Genomic DNA, 18,852 nt, shown 5'->3' on the forward strand with positions numbered 1-18,852 from the left:
TTCGAGAATCCAGCCGGTGACATTGTCGAGGAAGTAGCGATCGTGGGTGATGATCAGCACCGCACCTTCGAACTCGCGCAGGTGCCGTTCAAGCCAGGCCGTGGTTTCGGCGTCGAGATGGTTGGTCGGTTCGTCGAGCAGCAGCAGGTCGGGCTTCGACAGCAGCAGCGCGCAGAGCGCGACGCGGCGCTTTTCACCGCCCGAGAGATTGTTGACGTCGGCATCGCCCGGAGGGCAGCCGAGCGCCTCCATGGCGACTTCAACCTGCGATTCGAGATCCCACAGGTTCTGCGCGTCGATCTGGTCCTGGAGCTTGGTCGCTTCGTCAGCGGTCTCGTCGGAATAGTTCATCATCAACTCGTTGTAACGGTCGACGATGTCCTTCTTTTCCTTGACGCCGGTCATGACGTTGCCCAGCACGTTCAGCGCCGGGTCAAGCTGCGGTTCCTGCGCCAGATAGCCAACCTTGGCGCCATCGGCAGCCCAGGCTTCACCGGAGAATTCGGTATCGATGCCGGCCATGATCTTGAGCAGCGTCGACTTACCCGAGCCGTTCGGGCCCAGAATGCCGATCTTGGCATCGGGGTAGAAGGAGAGATGGATATTATCCAGCACCTTCTTGCCGCCAGCATAGGCCTTCGACATTCCGTGCATGTGATAAATAAACTGGCGCGCCATGGGCCGATCCTCAGGTGAGAAATTTGTGCCGTATTTAGGGGATAGCCGTCAGGGAGGCAACCGCGGAGCGGATCCGCGCTTGCTCCCGCCTTCGATCCGGCTAACTTCGCCGCCGCCAGCCACATCATGGAGAGTTCGCCGAACCATGCACCGTCAGACGTTTGCCCTCTTGGCCGCTCTGCTCGTTACCGCTCCCGCGGTGGCACAGCAAATCCCCTCGCCCGACGTCAGTCACTTCATTCTCGACAACGGACTCGAACTGGTAGTGATTCCAGACCGCCGCGCCCCGGTCGTCACGCATATGGTGTGGTACCGCACAGGCGCTGCCGACGATCCGGCCGGACAATCGGGCGTGGCCCATTTTCTTGAGCATCTGATGTTCAAGGGCACGGCGAAATATCCCGCTGGCACGCTCGAAGGCATGGTCAACGAACTTGGCGGGGAAACCAACGCGTTCACGACGGCCGACGTCACCGTCTATTTCCAGACGGTGCCACCCGATGCGCTTGCCGATATGATGGACATAGAGGCGGACCGCATGCGCAACCTCGTCCTGGCCCCTGAGGTCATCGACGCCGAACGCGCCGTGATTCTCGATGAGCGGCGCCAGCGCGTCGAGGCGCAACCGGGCTCGATCCTCGCCGAGCAAGTGACCGCAACGCTCTATCAGAACCATCCCTACCGCATCCCGGTCATCGGTTGGGCTCATGAGATAGAAACCCTCAGCCGCGAAGACGCGCTGACCTTTTACGATCGGTACTACGCGCCGAACAACGCCCTCGTCATCGTCGCCGGCGATGTCGATGCCGAGGAGGTCAAGGAGATGGCCGAAGCGAGCTATGGCAAACTCGCGCGCGGCCCCGATCTGCCGCCGCGCCAGCGCCCGCAGGAGCCGCCCGCCGCTTCCAGCCGCATCGTCACGCTCGAAGATGCCCGCGTGTCGCTGCCGAGCTTTGCGCGGAACTGGGTCGTCCCAAGCTATCGCCAGGCAAAGGACGGAGAAGCCGAGGCGCTCGACGTGCTCTCCGCCATCCTCAGCGATGGGCCGCAAAGCCGGCTCTATCAGGCCCTCGTCGTCAAGGCCGGCATCGCCGCCCAGGTGGGTGCGAGCTATGGCGGCATGGCGTTTGATGCCGGCACCTTCACCGTATTCGGCACGCCTCGTCCCGGCACAACGCTCGATGACCTCGAGAAGGCCGTCTTTGCCGAGGTGGACAATCTCATCAACGGCGACATTTCCGAAGCCGAGCTAGAACGGGCAAAGACCCGCTACATCCGCAGCACCATCTTCGCTCGCGACGATCAGGCCGCCATGGCCCAGACCTATGGGGTCTGGCTCACGACCGATCGCTCGATCGAGGACGTCGCCCTTTGGCCCGAACACATCCGCGCTGTGACCGCTGAAGACGTGAAGGCCGTTGCCATCAAATACCTTCGCCCATCCATTGCAGTCACGGGCTATCTGCTCCCCCCTGCCGAGGAGACCAAGCCATGATCGCCATCCTCCACCGCACCCGCCGCGCCCTTCCCGCTCTCCTCGCGCCGCTTCTTGCTATCGCACTGGCTCTTCCTGCCCAGGCCGAGGTGGCGTTCAAGTCCATCACCTCTCCAGGCGGCATAGAAGCCTGGATGGTCGAGGATTACACCGTGCCCATCGTCACCATCGGATTTGCCTTCGAAGGCGGCGCTGCGCAGGACCCGGACGACAAGGTTGGTCTTGCCTCGCTCATGTCCTCGCTTTTCGATGAAGGCGCCGGCGACCTCGATAGCGACGCTTTCCAGACAAGGCTCGATGAAGCCGGCGTCGAAGTGAGCTTTTCGGCCGGCTTTGATTTCTTCAGCGGCTTTGCCCGCATGCTGGCCGATCAACGCGAGGACGCAACCGACCTCTTGGCATTGGCCGTCAACCAGCCGCGTTTTGACCAGCCTGCCATCGATCGCATGCGCGCCCAGGTCCTGGCCAGCATCGCCTCGCGCGCGCAGGATCCCGGCTATGCGGCCGGCCGTTTGTGGAACCAGACGCTCTTCGGCGATCACCCCTATGCCCGTCCCCTCGAAGGCACTCCGGAGAGCCTGCCGACGATTACCGCCAACGACCTGCGAGAACTCCATCACGCACTTTTTGCGCGGGAGACACTAAAGGTCGGCATTGTCGGCGCCCTCGATGAGAAGGCGGCCGGCGAGATGATCGACGCCATTTTCGGAAATCTTCCGGAGAAGCGTCAGCTTGCCGAAATCGGACCCGCGCAATTGAGTTTCGGCCAGAACCTGGCTGTGGACTATCCCCTGCCCCAGACCTCGATCAACCTCGCCTATCCAGGCATCGGCGAAACGGACCCGGACTATTTCCCGGCCTATGTGATGACCGAGATGCTCGCCGGAGGAAGTCTTCTCTCCGAACTGAATGTGGAAGTGCGTGAAAAGCGCGGCTTGAGCTACGGCGTGTCCGGCGGCCTCGTCAATCTCGACCAGGCGGAAGCGCTGACCATCGGCACCTCAACCCGCCCAGACCAGGCAAGCGAGGCTATCAAGGTCATCCGTGAGACGCTGGCCAAAATGGCCGCCGAAGGCCCCGATCCCAAGGCACTCGAGCGGACCAAGCGCTATCTCATCGGCGCCTATCCCATCAGTCAGCTGCGCTCTTCGGTGGCCATTGCGAGCACAATGGTGGTGCAGCAATTGAAGGGCCTGCCAATCGACTATGTCGAAGAGCGCCACAAACAACTCGAAGCAGTGACGGCCGAACAAATCCAGGCCGTGGCCAAGCGCATTTTTGGCGCCGAACCAAGCCTGCTGCAGGTTGGGCCGGGAGCCGACGAAAAGGAAGCGCTCTAGTCCGCCGCCACCACGCTGACCGGCACCGATTTGAACGCGGGCGTCTTGCTTCGCGGATCGACTTCAGTGCCGATCAGCACGTTGGCCTCGGGGTAATAAGCGAGCACTGAGCCGGGTGGCAGGTCGAAGCTGGTGGCGACGCCCTCCATTTCCCCCACGGAAGAATGCACGCAGACCCTCTGGCCCTCGGTCAGCCCGCGCTCCGCCATATCGGCCATGCTCAGGAACACCGAATAGCGGCCGGCCTTGCCGCGATAGCTGTCGGTTTCTTCGTAGATAATGGAGTTGAACTGCCCCTCGCTGCGCACCGAGGCGAGCATCAGCTTGCCTTTTTCGAGTTTCGGGATCGGCGTGACAACGAAATGCGCCTTGCCATCCAGCGTGCCGAACTCGGGTACATGCAGCACGCGATTGCGAATATGGAATTCGCGCTTGGCCACGTCGATATCGGCCAGTTCCTCCATACCCGGCACAATGGCGGCAATGGCGTCTCGCAGTTTTGCGTGGCCGGAAAAGGCATCGAAATCGATTGGAGAATCCGGCAGGACGCGCTTGCCGATCTGGCCGAGAATCCAGCTCTCGGGCCGCACCGTGCTGATACGGTCGATGCCGCCATCGGAGAGCCGGACGAAGTTGAACATCGATTCCTGCGTCGTCGGCTCCCATTCCTCGTCGCGCGCCGTGACCGGCAGGATGAGAACCTCGCCATCACCGAGGCCGTGCACGTGGCCCTGGTTGAGCGTGGTCGTCAGGAAGAGCTTGAAGCCGATGGCGCCCATGGCGCGGCTCGAGAACGCGGTGTCGGGCGTCGCCGACCAGAGATTGCCGCCCATGATGACGGCCGCGTCGACTTCGCCCGCCTCGGCCCGCTTGAGGCAGGCCATGGTGTCGAGGCCCTTCTCTTCCGGGAAGCTGACGCCAAAGACCTCCTCCATGCGGCTGAGCACATCGCGCGCCAGCACCGGCTTGACCCCGATGGTGCCAATCCCTTGGACATTGGAATGCCCGCGCAGCGGCAAGAGGCCGGCAAAGCGCTTGCCGATCATGCCGCGGATGAGCGCCAGATTGGCGATGGCTTCTACATTGGTCGTGCCATGGACATGGTGCGTCATGCCCATGCCCCAGGCAAAGACCGCGTGCTGCGAACGGCCATAAGCCTCTGCAACCCGCGAAATCTCCTCGCGCGACAGGCCGCAGGTCTCGGTGATTACATCCCAGCCAAGCGTATCGATATCGTTACGGAAGGCATCGAAGTCGGCGCCATAGGCAGCGATGAAAGCGCGGTCCTCGGTCCCCTGCTCCAGCACGGCCTTTGCGAGACCCTTGAAAACAGCGATGTCCGAGCCGATCCGCGGCTGCAGGTAGTCCGAGGCGATATCGCTGCCGCCCTTGAGCATCGAGAGTGGCGATTTCGGCACGGAGAATTTGACGAGCCCCGGCTCCTTGGCCGGATTGATGACGATCACCTGCCCGCCGCGCTCGCGGCAGTTTTTCAGCATGTGAATGAAGCGCGGGTGGTTCGACGACGGATTGGCGCCGATCACGAAGATCAGGTCGGCCCCGGTCAGGTCTTCAAGCTCAACCGTAGCCGTGCCCTTGCCGATGGTCGTCGCCAGCCCCTCGCTCGTCGCCTGGTGGCAATAGTAGGAGCAGTTGTTGACGTTGTTGGTGCCATAGGCCCGCGCCAAAAGCTGGAAAAGGAACCCCGCCTCGTTGGACGAGCGGCCCGACGAATAAAAGAACGTCCGCTTGGGATCGGTTTCAGCCAGGCGGTGCGCAGCATGGTCGAGCGCGGAATCCCAATCGAGCGGCTCGAAGCGATCCGAGCCGGCGCGACGAAAGAGCGGCGTGCCCAAGCGGCCGAGACGCTCCATCTCGCGCCCGGAAAGCTCGCTCAATTCGGCAATGGTGTGCTCGAAGATCGGCTCGGGAATGGGCGGCTGGATATCGGTCGATTGGGCCTGCACCGACTTGTTGCAGACCGAGGGAAACTCATCGAGTTCATTGGTCATGCCGCCGTGCTGCCCGCCCATGCCGTAGGCACAGGCCTTGCAGGTGTTCTTGGCCGTCAGCGCCTTGGCGGCCTTGCCCACACCCATCTGACCGATGGTGGCGAGGGTGTAGAGAACCTTCTTGGGGCCGCCGCCCACGACGTTACTGGTATCGGCCAAAACAGCGCTCCTGATTTGGCGCGCAGTTTCATCCCGAATGGCTCGCGAAACAAGCTCGGTATTTACCCCCTGTCGTCACCACCGGGCCTGTCCCGGTGGTCCCCAGCCATTCGTAAGAATGGCTGGCGGAGGCGAGATGGATTGCCGGGACAAGCCCGGCAATGACGGAGGAAAGAAGAGTCTGTTGCTAAAAATCTAGCAACCTATGAGATCAGTATACCGCCTTCACATACATCTCCTGCGGCACCGGTCCGCGATGGTAGTCGGGGTGGCGGATGCGTTCGGGCAGTACGATGTCCTGCTTGGGCACTTCGTCATAGGGAATGGCTTCGAGCAGATGCGCGATGCAATTGAGCCGCGCCCGCTTCTTGTCGTCGGCCTGCACCACCCACCAAGGCGATTCCTTGGTGTGGGTTCGCGCCAGCATGTCTTCCTTGGCCTTGGTGTAGTCTTCCCAATGGCGGCGGGATTCCATGTCCATGGGCGAGAGTTTCCACTGCTTCAGCGGATCCTGGATACGCATACGGAAGCGGAATTCCTGCTCTTCATTGGTGATGGAGAACCAGAACTTGATGAGAATGATGCCCGAACGCATAAGCATCTTTTCGAATTCCGGCACCGTGCGGAAGAACTCTTCCAGCTCGTCCGGCGAACAGAAACCCATCACGCGCTCTACGCCGGCACGGTTGTACCAGGAGCGATCGAACAGCACCATTTCGCCGGCCGCCGGGAGATGGGGCACGTAGCGCTGGAAATACCACTGGGTCTTTTCGCGGTCGGACGGCGCCGGCAGCGCGACGACGCGGCAGACGCGCGGATTGAGCCGCTGGGTAATGCGCTTGATCGCCCCGCCCTTGCCGGCGGAATCACGACCTTCGAAAATGACCGCAACCTTCAGTTTATTATGGACAATCCAGTCCTGCAGCCGCACCAGCTCGTGCTGCAGGCGGAAGAGCTCGCGAAAATATACATTGCGGTCGATCGAGTTGCGCCCTGCCCGCTCGCCTTCTTCGGCAAGAGCCTCGAGCTGGTCATCCTCGAATTGCAGCTCCAGCTCTTCGTCAAAGCTGTCGGTAATCTCTTCGCGGATGCGGTTCAGTTCTGCCTCGAATTTGTCGAAGCGAGAGTTTTGGTCGAAGTCGTTCACGGCAAGGCCCTCCGGGTGCGGCACCATTGGCCACACCAGGATTGCACTTTTGTGACAGCAACGCCTCTGGCAAAAATGCCCGCCGTTTTGCGCCTCCGCGGCGCAACAGATCAGGACCCTAGTTCGCCATAGTTGAACGATGCGCCCAGCCGGTCATGCGCTTCTCGACCCATGCCATCAGCGCGTACATCGCAATACCCTCGATGGCGAGCATCAGCAGGCCCGCGAAGACCAGCGGCACGTTGAAGTTGGATTGCGCAGAAGCCATCATGTTGCCGAGGCCGGAATTGGACGCCACCGTTTCGCTGACCACCGAACCAACGAAGGCCAGCGTGATCGCTACCTTCAGCGAGCCGAAGAAATAGGGCATCGAGCGCGGAATGCCGACCTTGAGCATGATGTCCATTTTCTTGGCCCCGAGCGCACGCAACACATCCTCGGTTTCCGGCTCGATAGTCGCCAGACCCGTCGCAACGTTCACGACGATGGGAAAGAAGGAAATCAGGAAGGCCGTCAGCACGGCCGGCACGGTGCCGATGCCGAACCAGATGACGAGAATGGGAACCAGCGCCACCTTCGGGATGGCGTTGAAGCCAACCATGATCGGATAGAGCCCGGCATAGATGGCCCTCGACCAGCCGATGAAGAGGCCAATGCCAAGCCCCGCGACAACCGCAATCAGGAAGCCGAGAACCGTGGTGTAGAGCGTCTGAAGAGAATTCTTCCAGATCGGCGACCAGTACTGAATGATCGCTTCGAAAACGCGCGTCGGCGTCGGCAGAATGGTGTGCGGCAAGCCCGAGATGCGGACGCCGATCTCCCAGATGATGAAAAGGCCGATCGTATAGAGAAACGGCGCCAAGCGCACCCAATCCACTTTCAGGCTGGGTTTTGGCGGCACGGCAACTGGCGTCGGCGTATCGAGCGTCGTCATGCGGCAGCCCTCGCAGTGGCGATTTCCCCGTGCAGCTTCTGCACCATTTCGTTGAAGGGCGGCTCGTAGAGCAATTCGAGCTGTCGCGGCCGTTCGAACGGCACGACATGTTCCGAAATCACCCTGCCCGGTCGCGCGGACATCACCACCACCTTATCGGCGAGAAACACGCTTTCGCGCAGGTCGTGGGTGACGAGAACAATAGTGACGTCCTGGGTCGCATGGAGGTCGCGGATGACGCACCAGAGCTCTTCGCGGGTGAAAGCATCGAGCGCGCCAAAGGGCTCGTCGAGCATCAGCAATTCCGGCTCATGGATCAGGGCGCGGCAGAGATTGGCGCGCTGCTGCATGCCGCCCGAGAGCTGCCACGGAAACTTGTCGCCAAACCCCTTCAGGCCCACCGTCTCCAGCAGCTTTTCGGCCTTGGCGACATATTCAGCCTTGTGGCTGCGCAGGCGGTGCCGATGCCTTTCGACGATTTCGAGCGGCAGGAGAATATTCTCGAGCGTCGTTCGCCAGGGCAGCATGGTTGGGTTCTGGAACGCCATGCCGACGATGGAGACAGGTTTCGTGACCTGCTGATTGGCGACGATCACGACCCCGGTCTGCGGAATATGGAGCCCGGTCGTCAGCTTCATCAGCGTGGACTTGCCGCATCCCGAAGGACCAACCACGGCGACGAACTCGCCGCGATTGATTTTCAGATTGAGCCCGCTCACCGCCAGCGTGCCGCTCGGCCCGCCATAGCGCATGTCGACATTTTCGATGGAGACTAGCGGCGAAGCCATATCGCACCCCTGAAAGTGTGAGGGTCCGCTCCGGGCCATCCCCGTTCCCTCGAAAGAACGGCCCGGAGCGGAAGTACCCGGGCGTCCCTTAATCGCCCGGGATCTCAGCCTTCTCCCCGCAGGGAGAATGGCGTCAGCGTCTTCCCGTCAGGGAAAATCGCGACCTTGTGCCTTAAGGCAGCATGCGTTCTTCGGCCGGAGCCAGGTACTGCGCGTCGAAAACATCGGTGGCCGTGACGTTGCCCTTGAGCCCCATCGAGATCTTCAGCGTTTCGATGGAAGCGGCCAGGCGCGCCTCGTCGATGCCGCCAAAACCGTTCTCGATCACGTAGGGCGTCTTGATGTTCATCTCATTGGCCATGGTCAGGCGCTCGGTCTCGGTGTCGATATTGAGCGTCTCATTGCGCGCCAGAACCGCAGCGGCACCAGCGGCCGGATCGCTGACCGCGTCAGCAAAGCCCTTGGCGAGAGCGCGCAGGAAGCCCTTTACTGCCTCCGGATTTTCCTCGGCAAAAGCCTCGTTGACCATGATGGCATTGCCATAAAGGTTCAGGCCGTGATCGGCGAAGAGAATGGTGGCGATGTCGTCATCCGGCACGCCATTGGCCTTGAGGTTGAGGATTACCGAGAAGGCAAAGCCGAAGACTCCGTCGACATCGCCCGAGGCCAGCATGGGCTCGCGCACCGGGAAGCCGATGGATTCAAGCGTGATGGCCGAGGTATCGATGCCAGCCGCTTCGACGAATGCCGGCCACTGGGCAAAGGCACCATCCGGCGGCGGCGCGCCGAGCTTCTTGCCTTCGAGCGATTTCGGATCGTCGGTGATCCCCAGCGACTTGCGGCCGATGACCGAGAATACCGGCTTGTCATAGACCATCATGATGGCCTTGACCGGCTGGGTATTGTCTTCGTCGAGGAACTTGATCAACGAATTGATATCGCCAAACCCGAACTGGTAGGCGCCGGTAGCCACGCGCGGAATCGCTTCCACCGAGCCATTGCCGGTATCGATGGTGACGTTGAGCCCCTCTTCAGCGAAATAGCCCTTGTCCGCAGCAAGCAGGAAACCGGCCGCAGGACCTTCGAAGCGCCAGTCGAGGGTGAGCTTGATGTCTGTCTGCGCCATGGCCGGCGCGGCAAGAGCCAGCGAACCCAGCAGGATGGCGGCAGTGAAATGCCTGCGATTGAGCATGAATGACGTCCCCAAATGAAATTGCGAGATCAAGACAAGCGCAGCATTTTCGGGGGCGCAAGAAAAAACTGGCTACAAAGAGGTCATTTTCGCATGTCGCCTAAATTATAGGCGACATGCCGAGATATTGGAGCCAGAACGTGCTCAAACCAGATGCAAGCAAAGGTGGTCCGGGCGTCAGTAGACGAAAACCGTCAACTGGTTGCCGCTCTGTTTCACCGCAAAAACGCGGTTGGAGTTGTAGGAAGACCGGCTGATCGAGGCGCTGATCAGGCTATCGCTGCTGATTGCCGAACGCAGCGAGTTGCCAAGACCCGAACTCGTCAGGGCCGCAGCAAGCCAGGTTTGCATATCCGGGCACATGTCGACGCGACGGATCTGCACATTGCTGGCGCGCTGCCAGGAGCCGCCGATCTGCGTACCCTGAATCAGGCGCTGCACTTCGCGCGGGCTGGTGGAGCCGGAACAGGCGGGGACACTGCTGTTATTGTTGCCCGATGCCGAGAAGATCGGAGCACCGCCGCCATTGCCGGCGCCACCGCCAGCTCCGCCGCCGTTTCCAGGATTGCCGCCGTTACCCGGAGCACCACCGCCGCCACCGACTGTCACGCCAACATTGGCGAGACTGCCGCCGCCCACGGTCGCGCCGACACCGACCGTGCCATTGAGCAGGCCGACATTCGCATCGAGCAGGCTACCGCCACCCACTGTAGCGCCAACCGTAGCAGCGCCGCCCAGCACGTTCGCATTGGCATTAAGGGCACTGCCGCCCCCACTGCCCACGGTCGCGTTGGCGATGTTCGAGCTACCGCCGATTTGCGCGTCTAGCACCTGGTTCTCGCCGCCAAGGCCGATATTGACCAGGCCCGTGTTCGAGGCATCGCCCGAACCGAGTGTGATCAAGGCCTCTTCGCCGCTTCCGCCAATGATTCCAAGCAGGTTCTGCGCCTGCGCGGGCGCCGAGACACTCGCGATAAAGACCAGAGGCAGAATCGAAAGCAATTTTCTTTTCATAACTCATCTCCATCCTTGCGACTAATTGCCACAAGTAAGTGACGAGCAGAGACCAACTTGAGTTGCAATTTCGGAAGTCATCCGAGCCAACTGGTAAACAATAGATCAATACATAAATATTGAGGACAATTAACCATTATTTACTGCAAACAAAAAAGGCGCGGAACCGGAGTTCCGCGCCCCATCGGGGCTACAGCAAAGGAGCGTCAGCCTTCCTGCCACCGCCGACTTATCGGGCTGATTCCCTGTCGGGACCGCCGCGTGGCTCGCCACAGCAGAACTGTGGTTCGTCTGCACAACGACCCATTTCCACATGAGTTCCCCGAAAGTCGTTCACATTGGCAACGCCACTGAAATTGCGTGCCCAGGCGCGGGTGAAGCAGCCGACCCTCGTACAAGAAGCTTTAGAGCTCGAAGCTAGCCTGCATGGCCTGAATGGCCTTGATGGCGGCCGAGGCGCGGTTCTCGACGCCGAGCTTGGCATAGACCTGTTCGAGATGCTTGTTCACGGTGCGCGGGCTGAGCCCGAGGATGTCGCCGATGTCCCGATTGGATTTGCCGCGAGCGATCCAGAGCAGCACTTCGCTCTCCCGCTGCGTCACCCCAAAATGCTGGCGCAGATGGTCTTCCTGCCCCTCTTCCTGCGCGCCGGTGAGCCGGAAGAGATATTCGTCGCCGCCGACGACGCCGAGGAATGCAAATTGCAGCCCCGGGGCACCCGGCAGGTTGAGTTCGAACCCGCTGCCCGGCGCTGCATCGCCATGGTCGAGGCGCCAGCGGGAAAAGCCGCTGGACATATCGGCCTGCCGATTGGCGTCCATGCCCGAGCGTTCGAGCAGCTTGTTGGCCTGCGGCGTTGACCACAGCACGGCCGCATCGACACCAAAGGCCACCAGATGCCGCCCGGCTGCATCCAGAGCAATGCGTGCGCTCTGGGCGCGGCGGGCATTGGCAAGGTGCACGCGGATACGGGCGCGCAATTCGTCGACGTTGATGGGCTTGGACAGATAATCCACGCCGCCGCTTTCGAGCGCGTGGACGATATGCTCGGTTTCGGTCAGCCCGGTCATGAAGATGACGGGCACATGCGTCAGTGGCGCCATGGCCTTCAGCCGGCGGCAGGTCTCAAACCCATCGAGGCCCGGCATCACGGCATCCATCAGCACAACATCGGGCACGACGCGCTGAACGATATTGAGCGCCGCCTCCCCGCTGCGCGCCACCAGCACCGTCACTTCGGCTTCTTCGAGCGCCGTGGTTAGAAAGCCCAGGGATTCCGGGGAGTCATCGACCAAGAGGACTATGTCCTGATCCCGTTCAATCCGACTCATGGCCAACCCGCTCGATGAGTTCGGCATAGGAGTCGAAGTCGAAGCTTTCCATGTGACCGCGCAAGGCGGCCACCAAGGGCTCATTGTCCGGGTTTCCGGCCAGTTCGGTCAATTTCGCTTCGATCCCCCTGATATGGCCGATTTGCCCCAGATTGGCCAACTCGCGCAAGTGTTCCACGCCGGGTGTTTTCAGCTTTTTCTTCGCGGCCTGTTTCGGCGCGGCGCCTTCAGCATAGGTCCAATCGAGCGCCAGATGCGCCGATATCTTGTCGAGCAGTTGCGAGAGATCGAATGGCTTTGCCAGCGCGTCGCTGTGCCCCGCATCGCTACTCGCCGGCCCTGCTCCGTCCCCGATATTGGCAGACAGCATGACGATGGGCTCGGCAACGCCCCGGTCACGCAAAGCGGCGACCAGATCCCACCCACTCATGCCCGGCATGCGAATATCGACGAAGAACATATCCGGCTTGGCGGCCGCGAAGAGATCGAGGCAGGAAGGCCCGTCTGCCGCCGTCAGGATGACGAAGCCGAGCGGCGCCAACATCTCTCGCACCAGCTCGCGATGGTCCTGATTGTCGTCGACAACCATGATGGTACGGCTGGCGCCGGAATAACCGACAATGCGACGCGGATCGACCCGGCGTTCCACCGGCCGCTCCACCTTGGACAGCATCAAGCGCGCCTGGAAACGCGTGCCGATACCCACCTCGCTGGAGACGGTGATTTCGCCACCGAGCGTCTCGGTGAGAAGCTTTGTGATCGTCAGGCCAAGCCCCAGCCCAGGCGTGAACCGATTATGCTCCGCCTCGCCGCGCACAAAGGGCTCGTAAATGTGTTCGAGATCGCTCGCCGAAATACCGCTTCCGGTATCGGTGATGGTGAATGTCGCCACCTGCATGCGGTAGCCGACATCGAAGCTCACATAGCCAGATTGCGTGAACTTGATCGCATTGGAGAGCAGGTTGACCAGAATTTGCCGCAGCCGCTTTTCGTCGGTCCGCACAAAGATGGGCAGCGCCTTGGCGCGCGAATGGCGGAATTCCAGCCCCTTGGCGCCAGCCTGCAAGCGGAACATGTCGACGATCTGATCGAGGAAATCCTGGATGTTGATCTCGTTAGAATAGACGTGCAGCCGCCCCGCCTCGATCTTTGAAATATCGAGCAGGCCATCGATCAGCCCCGAAAGATGCTCGGCACTCCGGCGGATGACTTGAACTGATCCACGCCTGTTCTCTGGCACTTCCGGATCGCGTTCGAGGATTTGCGCATAGCCCATCACCGCATTGAGCGGCGTGCGCAATTCGTGGCTGAGGCCGACGACATAGCGCGACTTGGCTTGGTTGGCCGCCTCGGCCTTTTCCTTGGCGCGCTGCAGCTCCGCGTCGGTCTTGCCGTGGGCGTCGATTTCCTTGAGCAGCAGCGTGTTTTGCCGCGTGCTCTCCTCCTCGGCGACGAGCCTGCTGTCATGCGCCAGTACGAGGAACCACGTCATGATGCCCGCTGCCACCGCGAAGACGAAGAACACCACCAGCAACGTGCCGCCAACCACATCCGAAGTGTCCGGCGCCGATTGGCTGGCGAAATAATAGATAAGCCCCAGAATGCCTCCGAGAATCGCCGTCGCGATACCCATGGACATGCCATAGCGCCCGAGCCGGGTCTGCAGCTTCTCGATCGCCCATTGCGGCAGCACGGCCGACGCCACCGCATGGGTCTGCGCCCGGAAATGCGCATGCGGCTTGCACATGTCGTGGCACCGCGCATCGAGCGAGCAGCAAAGCGAACAGATCGGCGCCGCATAAGCCGGGCACCAGGCCATGTCCTCAGGCTCAAACGGATGCTCGCAGATCGAACAAGTCAACGAGGTCCGCGACTGCCACTGCTTCCGCGGCTTTCGCGCCAGATAGTACTTGCCCTTGGTCGCCCAGGCGATCGCAGGCGACGCGATGAAGCAGACGACCAGCGCAATATAGGGAGCCAGCGCCGCGGCCATGTCACCGAAGGCGCCGAAATGGGCGGCGAGCGCGATAACAGCCGACAGCAGCATCGAGCCGACACCAACTGGGTTGATGTCATAAAGATGCGCCCGCTTGAACTCGATGCCCGGCGGCGACAGGCCCAGCGGTTTGTTGACGAAGAGATCGGCTGAGATCGAGCAGAGCCAGGCCATGGCGATGATCGAAAAGATGCCGAGCGTCTCTTCGAGCAAGCGATAGATGCCCAGCTCCATCAGCAGCAGCGCAATGGCCACATTGAACAGCAACCAGACAACGCGCCCCGGATGGCTATGCGTCAGCCGCGAGAAGAAGTTCGACCAGGCCAGAGACCCGGCATAGGCGTTCATCACATTGATCTTGAGCTGGCTGACCACCACAAAGACGGCCATCAGCATCAACGCCACGAACTGGTTCGGGATCATGTACCCGAAAGCCACGGCATACATGTAACCAGGCTCTGACGCATGCTCGGGCGAAACGCCCACGGACAGAGCCAGAAAGGCCAGGAACGACCCCGCGATCAGCTTGGGCGCACCGACAACAACCCACCCCGCCCCCGCGAGGAAAATTCCGAGCTTGTGCCGCCACTTTGGCGCCCCTTCCGCCGGTAGAAACCGCAGAAAGTCGACCTGCTCGCCAATCTGCGTCATCAGCGCCAGGATCACCGCCGAAGCAGCACCAAACTTGGCGATATCGAATGGCGAGATCGTCCCCGCCGCCCCCTCAGGCTGCCCCAGTCCGGCAAAAGCCCGCCACAGGTCGAACTTCTCCCAATCCATGAAGGCGATGAAAATGAACGGCAGGATGTTGAGCACGATCCAGATCGGCTGCGTCAGCATCTGGAAGCTCGAAATCATCCTGATGCCATGCGTCACTAGAGGAATGACGATCAGTGCGGAGATGATGTGGCCTATCCAAAGCGGAATGCCAAAAGCCAGTTGCAGCGCGCTCGACATGATCGAGGCTTCGATGGCGAAAAGGATGAAGGTGAAACTCGCATAGATCAGCGAGGTGATCGTCGAGCCGATATAGCCAAAACTTGCCCCCCGTGTGAGCAGGTCCACGTCCACCCCGTGCCGCGTCGCGTAGCGCGAGATGGGGATACCGACGAGCAGGATGGCGATTGACGCGACCACTATCGCAATCAGCGCATTGGTTGTCCCATATGACAACGTAATGCTACCGCCAATGGCCTCCAGCGCCAGAAACGAGATGGCGCCAATGGCCGTCTGCGAGATTCGATCATTGGAAAAGCGCCGCGCCGACTTGGCCGTAAAACGCAGCGCATAGTCCTCAAGCGTCTGATTGGCGACCCAGCGATTGTATTCGCGCCTGATGGGAATGATCCGTTGCCGCGCCATTATTCGCTCAAGCCTTAACCAATTCGCTGCGCTGCCCAAAAATTCGCCATGCAAGTCTTAGCACGGTTTTTGGCGAAATCACGCGGTTTTTCAGGCTCTTCCGGCATCCGGCGGAATCTCTCCGTCAGGCAGTTACGTCAATCGACGTATAGGGCAGCGTTAAAAAATCGTCTCAGGTGCCGCCATCGAGGCGCCTCCCTTGGCTGTCTCCTGGGGTCAAACAAACTAGAGGGACGAACACATGAACTTCTCGCGCGCCAAAAGCGCCCTGCTCGCCGCGGCACTCGCCGGCAGCATTTCCCTGCCCACGGTTCCGGCCATGGCGCAGGAAGACACCATCAAGGTTGGTATCCTCCACTCGCTTTCGGGCACGATGGCGATTTCGGAAACTACCCTCAAGGACACCATGCTGTTCCTGATCGAACAGCAAAACGCCAAGGGCGGCGTTCTCGGCAAGCAGCTCGAACCCGTCGTGGTCGACATTGCTTCCGATTGGCCGCTTGCCGCCGAACTCGCCCGCCAGTTGATCGAAGTCGACGACGTCGACGTGGTCTTCGGCTGCTGGACTTCGGTCTGCCGCAAGTCGGTCCTGCCGGTCTTTGAAGAACTCAACTCGCTGCTCTTCTACCCCGTCCAGTACGAAGGCGAAGAATCCCAGCGCAACGTGTTCTACACCGGCGCCTCGCCGAACCAGCAGGCCATTCCGGCCGTCGACTACCTGATGAGCGAAGATGGCGGCTCGGTCGAGCGCTGGGTCCTCGCCGGCACCGACTATGTCTATCCCCAGACCACCAACAAGATCCTTGAGCAGTACCTGCTCGACAAGGGTGTGGCTCCGGAAGACATCATGATCAACTACACGCCCTTCGGTCATTCCGATTGGCAGACGATCGTTTCCGACATCAAGGCCTTCGGTTCGGAAGGCAAGAAGACCGCCGTGGTTTCGACCATCAACGGCGACGCCAACGTGCCGTTCTACCGTGAACTGGGCAACCAGGGCATCAAGGCCGAAGACATCCCGGTCGTTGCGTTCTCGGTCGGCGAAGAAGAACTCTCCGGCTTCGACACCACCCCACTGGTGGGTCACCTTGCTGCCTGGAACTACTTCATGTCCGTCGATACGCCGGAAAACGAAACCTTCATCGCCGATTGGCAGAAGTTCATCGGTTCCGACACCCGCGTCACCAATGACCCGATGGAAGCCCACATGATCGGCTTCAACCTCTGGGTGAAGGCCGTGGAAGCTGCCGGCTCGACCGAAGCCGACGCCGTGATCGACTCCATCGTTGGCCTGGAAACGCCGAACCTGACCGGCGGCATCGCCAAGATGCTCCCCAACCACCACATCACCAAGCCCGTGCTGATCGGCGAAATCCAGGACGACGGCCAGTTCTTCGTGGTCTGGGAAACCGAAGACCTCGTCCCCGGCGACGCTTGGTCCGACTACCTGCCTGAATCCAAGATGCTGGAAGCCGATTGGACCGCTCCAATCAACTGCGGCAACTACAACACCGAAACCAAGACCTGCGGCGCTGCCGCACAGTAAGCGAACCGCCTGAACCCGGCAGGGGCGGCCTCCGCCCCTGCCTCTTTCTCTTGAACCGACAAGGACTTCCCAAGCGATGCTGACTCACCTTTTCCGCCTGGCACTCCTTACCCTGTCGCTTCTCCTACCCAGCCAGATCGTCCGCGCGCAGGATGCCGCCGTCGATATTCCGGCCCAGATCGCCGCCATGGGCGAGGCGAGCCTCAAGGAACTCACGCAGATCGTCGTCGAGCTTGCCTCAACCGGAGACAACAGTGTCGTCCCGGTTCTCACCGCCCTCGCCGATGGCAATCTCTACCTCGATGAAACCTCCGGGCGCGTCGTCATCCAGGCCGGCTCGGCCATCACCGATCCCCTGACCGGCGAGGCCGTCGATCTCGGCGCCGAAGCCGACCTCTCTCGCATCCGCGTCAACAACGGGCTGAGGCGCGATATTTCCGCTGCTCTCTCCGGCATGACGCTGATGAGCGACAACCCGGCCACACGCCTCTCTGCCGCCCAGGGTTTCCTCGCCAAGCCCGACGCCGCCAACCTGCCCCTGCTCGACGAAGCCATTGCGGCCGAAACCGACGCCAATGTTCGCGGCGCCATGCAGACCGCCCGCGCCGTCACCATTCTTTCGAGCGAAGACGCCAGCATCGAAGACAAGAACGCCGCCGTGCCGCAGATCGTCGCCGGCGCCGGCCGCAATGCCATCACCATCCTCACCGGCGCCCTCGCCAGCGCACCCGACGAGGTCAAACCCACCATCCAGGCCGCCATTTCTGGCCTCGAACAAGGCCGCGCAGTCTGGGGTGCCCTGCAGAACGTATGGTTCGGCATCTCGCTCGGCTCGGTGCTCCTCCTCGCCGCCATCGGCCTCGCCATCACCTTCGGCGTCATGGGCGTCATCAACATGGCCCATGGCGAAATGGTCATGCTCGGCGCCTATACGACCTTCCTCGTCCAGCTTGTCATCCGCCAGAATTTCCCGGGCCTGCTCGACTACTCGCTGCTGATCGCCCTGCCCGTCGCCTTCCTCGTCACCGGCGCTATCGGCGTCGGTATCGAGCGCGGCATCATCCGCTGGCTCTATGGCCGCCCGCTCGAAACCCTGCTCGCCACCTGGGGCCTGTCGTTGATCCTGCAGCAGACCGTGCGCTCGATCTTCGGCCCCACCAACCAGATGGTCATCGCTCCAACCTGGATGTCCGGCTCCACCGAATTCTTCGGCCTCGCCATCACGTACAACCGCTTTTGGATCGTAATCTTCGCGCTGATCGTCTTCTTCGCGCTCCTTCTGGTCCTCAACCGCACGCCGCTTGGCCTCCAGATGCGCGCCGTCACCCAGAACCGCCGCATGGCCTCGGCCATGGGCATCCGCACCCCCTTCGTCGATGCCATGACCTTTGGCCTTGGCTCGGGCATTGCTGGCCTTGCCGGCGTCGCCCTCACCCAGATCGACAACATCTCGCCGAACCTCGGCCAGAACTACATCATCGACAGTTTCATGGTCGTGGTCTTCGGCGGCGTGGGCAATCTCTGGGGCACGTTCGTCGGCGCACTGACGCTTGGCGTCGCCAACAAATTCTTGGAACCCTACGCCGGCGCGGTGCTCGGAAAAATCCTGATCCTGGTGCTGATCATTCTCTTCATCCAGCGGCGTCCGCGGGGCCTCTTCGCCCTCAAGGGAAGGGCGATCGAACAATGATTGCTCGCCCGCCCCGCACCCTGACTTCCGGAGACATCGCATGCTGACCCAAGCCCTGTTCCGTGCGCTCGACAAAAAGGCCATCTGGGTCATCGGCATCTTCCTCGCCGTGGCCGTCCTCGTGCCCATCGCCAATCTGCTTATTCCGCCCGGCCAGTTCGGCCACGT

13 protein-coding genes are annotated in these 18,852 nt (G+C 61.3%); 4 read left to right on the plus strand and 9 right to left on the minus strand.

Translation table 11 applies throughout. The features are described from left to right. On the minus strand, positions 1-678 hold a 678-nt coding region (locus ABW043_RS17905; protein WP_353922557.1), incomplete at its 3' end, for an ATP-binding cassette domain-containing protein. Positions 679-823: 145 nt separating this feature from the next. Between ABW043_RS17905 and ABW043_RS17910 the strand changes: the two genes are divergently transcribed. Further along, a complete protein-coding gene (locus ABW043_RS17910) occupies positions 824-2,173 on the plus strand; it encodes a M16 family metallopeptidase (protein WP_353922558.1) in 1,350 nt (449 codons plus the stop codon). Further along, the gene (locus ABW043_RS17915) at positions 2,170-3,513 is read left to right on the plus strand and encodes a M16 family metallopeptidase (protein ID WP_353922559.1); all 1,344 of its coding nucleotides are present in this window, start codon (positions 2,170-2,172) and stop codon (positions 3,511-3,513) included. Before ABW043_RS17910 ends, ABW043_RS17915 begins: the two co-directional genes overlap by 4 nt. Here ABW043_RS17915 and ABW043_RS17920 read toward each other — a convergent pair. The 8 genes from ABW043_RS17920 to ABW043_RS17955 all read right to left on the minus strand — a co-directional run bounded on the left by ABW043_RS17920 (position 3,510) and on the right by ABW043_RS17955 (position 15,451). Next, a complete protein-coding gene (locus tag ABW043_RS17920; RefSeq protein WP_353922560.1) occupies positions 3,510-5,684 on the minus strand; it encodes an FdhF/YdeP family oxidoreductase in 2,175 nt (724 codons plus the stop codon). The genes ABW043_RS17915 and ABW043_RS17920 overlap by 4 nt on opposite strands. Before the next feature lie 211 nt (positions 5,685-5,895). Continuing rightward, positions 5,896-6,831, minus strand: a complete 936-nt coding sequence (ppk2, locus tag ABW043_RS17925; RefSeq protein ID WP_353922561.1) for a polyphosphate kinase 2 — start codon at positions 6,829-6,831, stop codon at positions 5,896-5,898. 118 nt (positions 6,832-6,949) lie between these two features. Next, a complete protein-coding gene (locus ABW043_RS17930) occupies positions 6,950-7,765 on the minus strand; it encodes an ABC transporter permease (RefSeq protein ID WP_353922562.1) in 816 nt (271 codons plus the stop codon). Then, entirely contained in the window at positions 7,762-8,553 is a 792-nt protein-coding gene (locus ABW043_RS17935) for an ABC transporter ATP-binding protein (protein WP_353922563.1), read from the minus strand. Before ABW043_RS17935 ends, ABW043_RS17930 begins: the two co-directional genes overlap by 4 nt. 172 nt (positions 8,554-8,725) lie before the next feature. Continuing rightward, on the minus strand, positions 8,726-9,745 hold the full coding sequence (locus ABW043_RS17940; RefSeq protein WP_353922564.1) for an ABC transporter substrate-binding protein: 1,020 nt from the start codon (positions 9,743-9,745) through the stop codon (positions 8,726-8,728). Between the two features lie 177 nt (positions 9,746-9,922). Continuing rightward, positions 9,923-10,759 (minus strand): hypothetical protein, encoded by an 837-nt coding sequence (locus tag ABW043_RS17945; RefSeq protein WP_353922565.1) that lies wholly within the window; start codon positions 10,757-10,759, stop codon positions 9,923-9,925. 404 nt (positions 10,760-11,163) lie between these two features. Then, on the minus strand, positions 11,164-12,090 hold the full coding sequence (locus ABW043_RS17950) for a response regulator (protein WP_353922566.1): 927 nt from the start codon (positions 12,088-12,090) through the stop codon (positions 11,164-11,166). Then, positions 12,077-15,451 (minus strand): hybrid sensor histidine kinase/response regulator, encoded by a 3,375-nt coding sequence (locus tag ABW043_RS17955; RefSeq protein ID WP_353922569.1) that lies wholly within the window; start codon positions 15,449-15,451, stop codon positions 12,077-12,079. The genes ABW043_RS17950 and ABW043_RS17955 overlap by 14 nt, the downstream gene beginning before the upstream one ends. Positions 15,452-15,689: 238 nt before the next feature. On the opposite strand from ABW043_RS17955, the gene urtA reads away from it, so the two are divergent. Continuing rightward, the gene (urtA, locus tag ABW043_RS17960) at positions 15,690-16,994 is read left to right on the plus strand and encodes an urea ABC transporter substrate-binding protein (RefSeq protein WP_353922567.1); all 1,305 of its coding nucleotides are present in this window, start codon (positions 15,690-15,692) and stop codon (positions 16,992-16,994) included. A gap of 76 nt (positions 16,995-17,070) precedes the next feature. Next, complete coding sequence (gene urtB / locus ABW043_RS17965) at positions 17,071-18,684, plus strand: urea ABC transporter permease subunit UrtB (RefSeq protein ID WP_353922568.1); 1,614 nt, start codon at positions 17,071-17,073, stop codon at positions 18,682-18,684. Positions 18,685-18,852 lie beyond the last annotated feature (168 nt).

Origin of the sequence: Devosia sp. (assembly GCF_040509215.1) — a bacterium.
Lineage (GTDB): Bacteria > Pseudomonadota > Alphaproteobacteria > Rhizobiales > Devosiaceae > Devosia.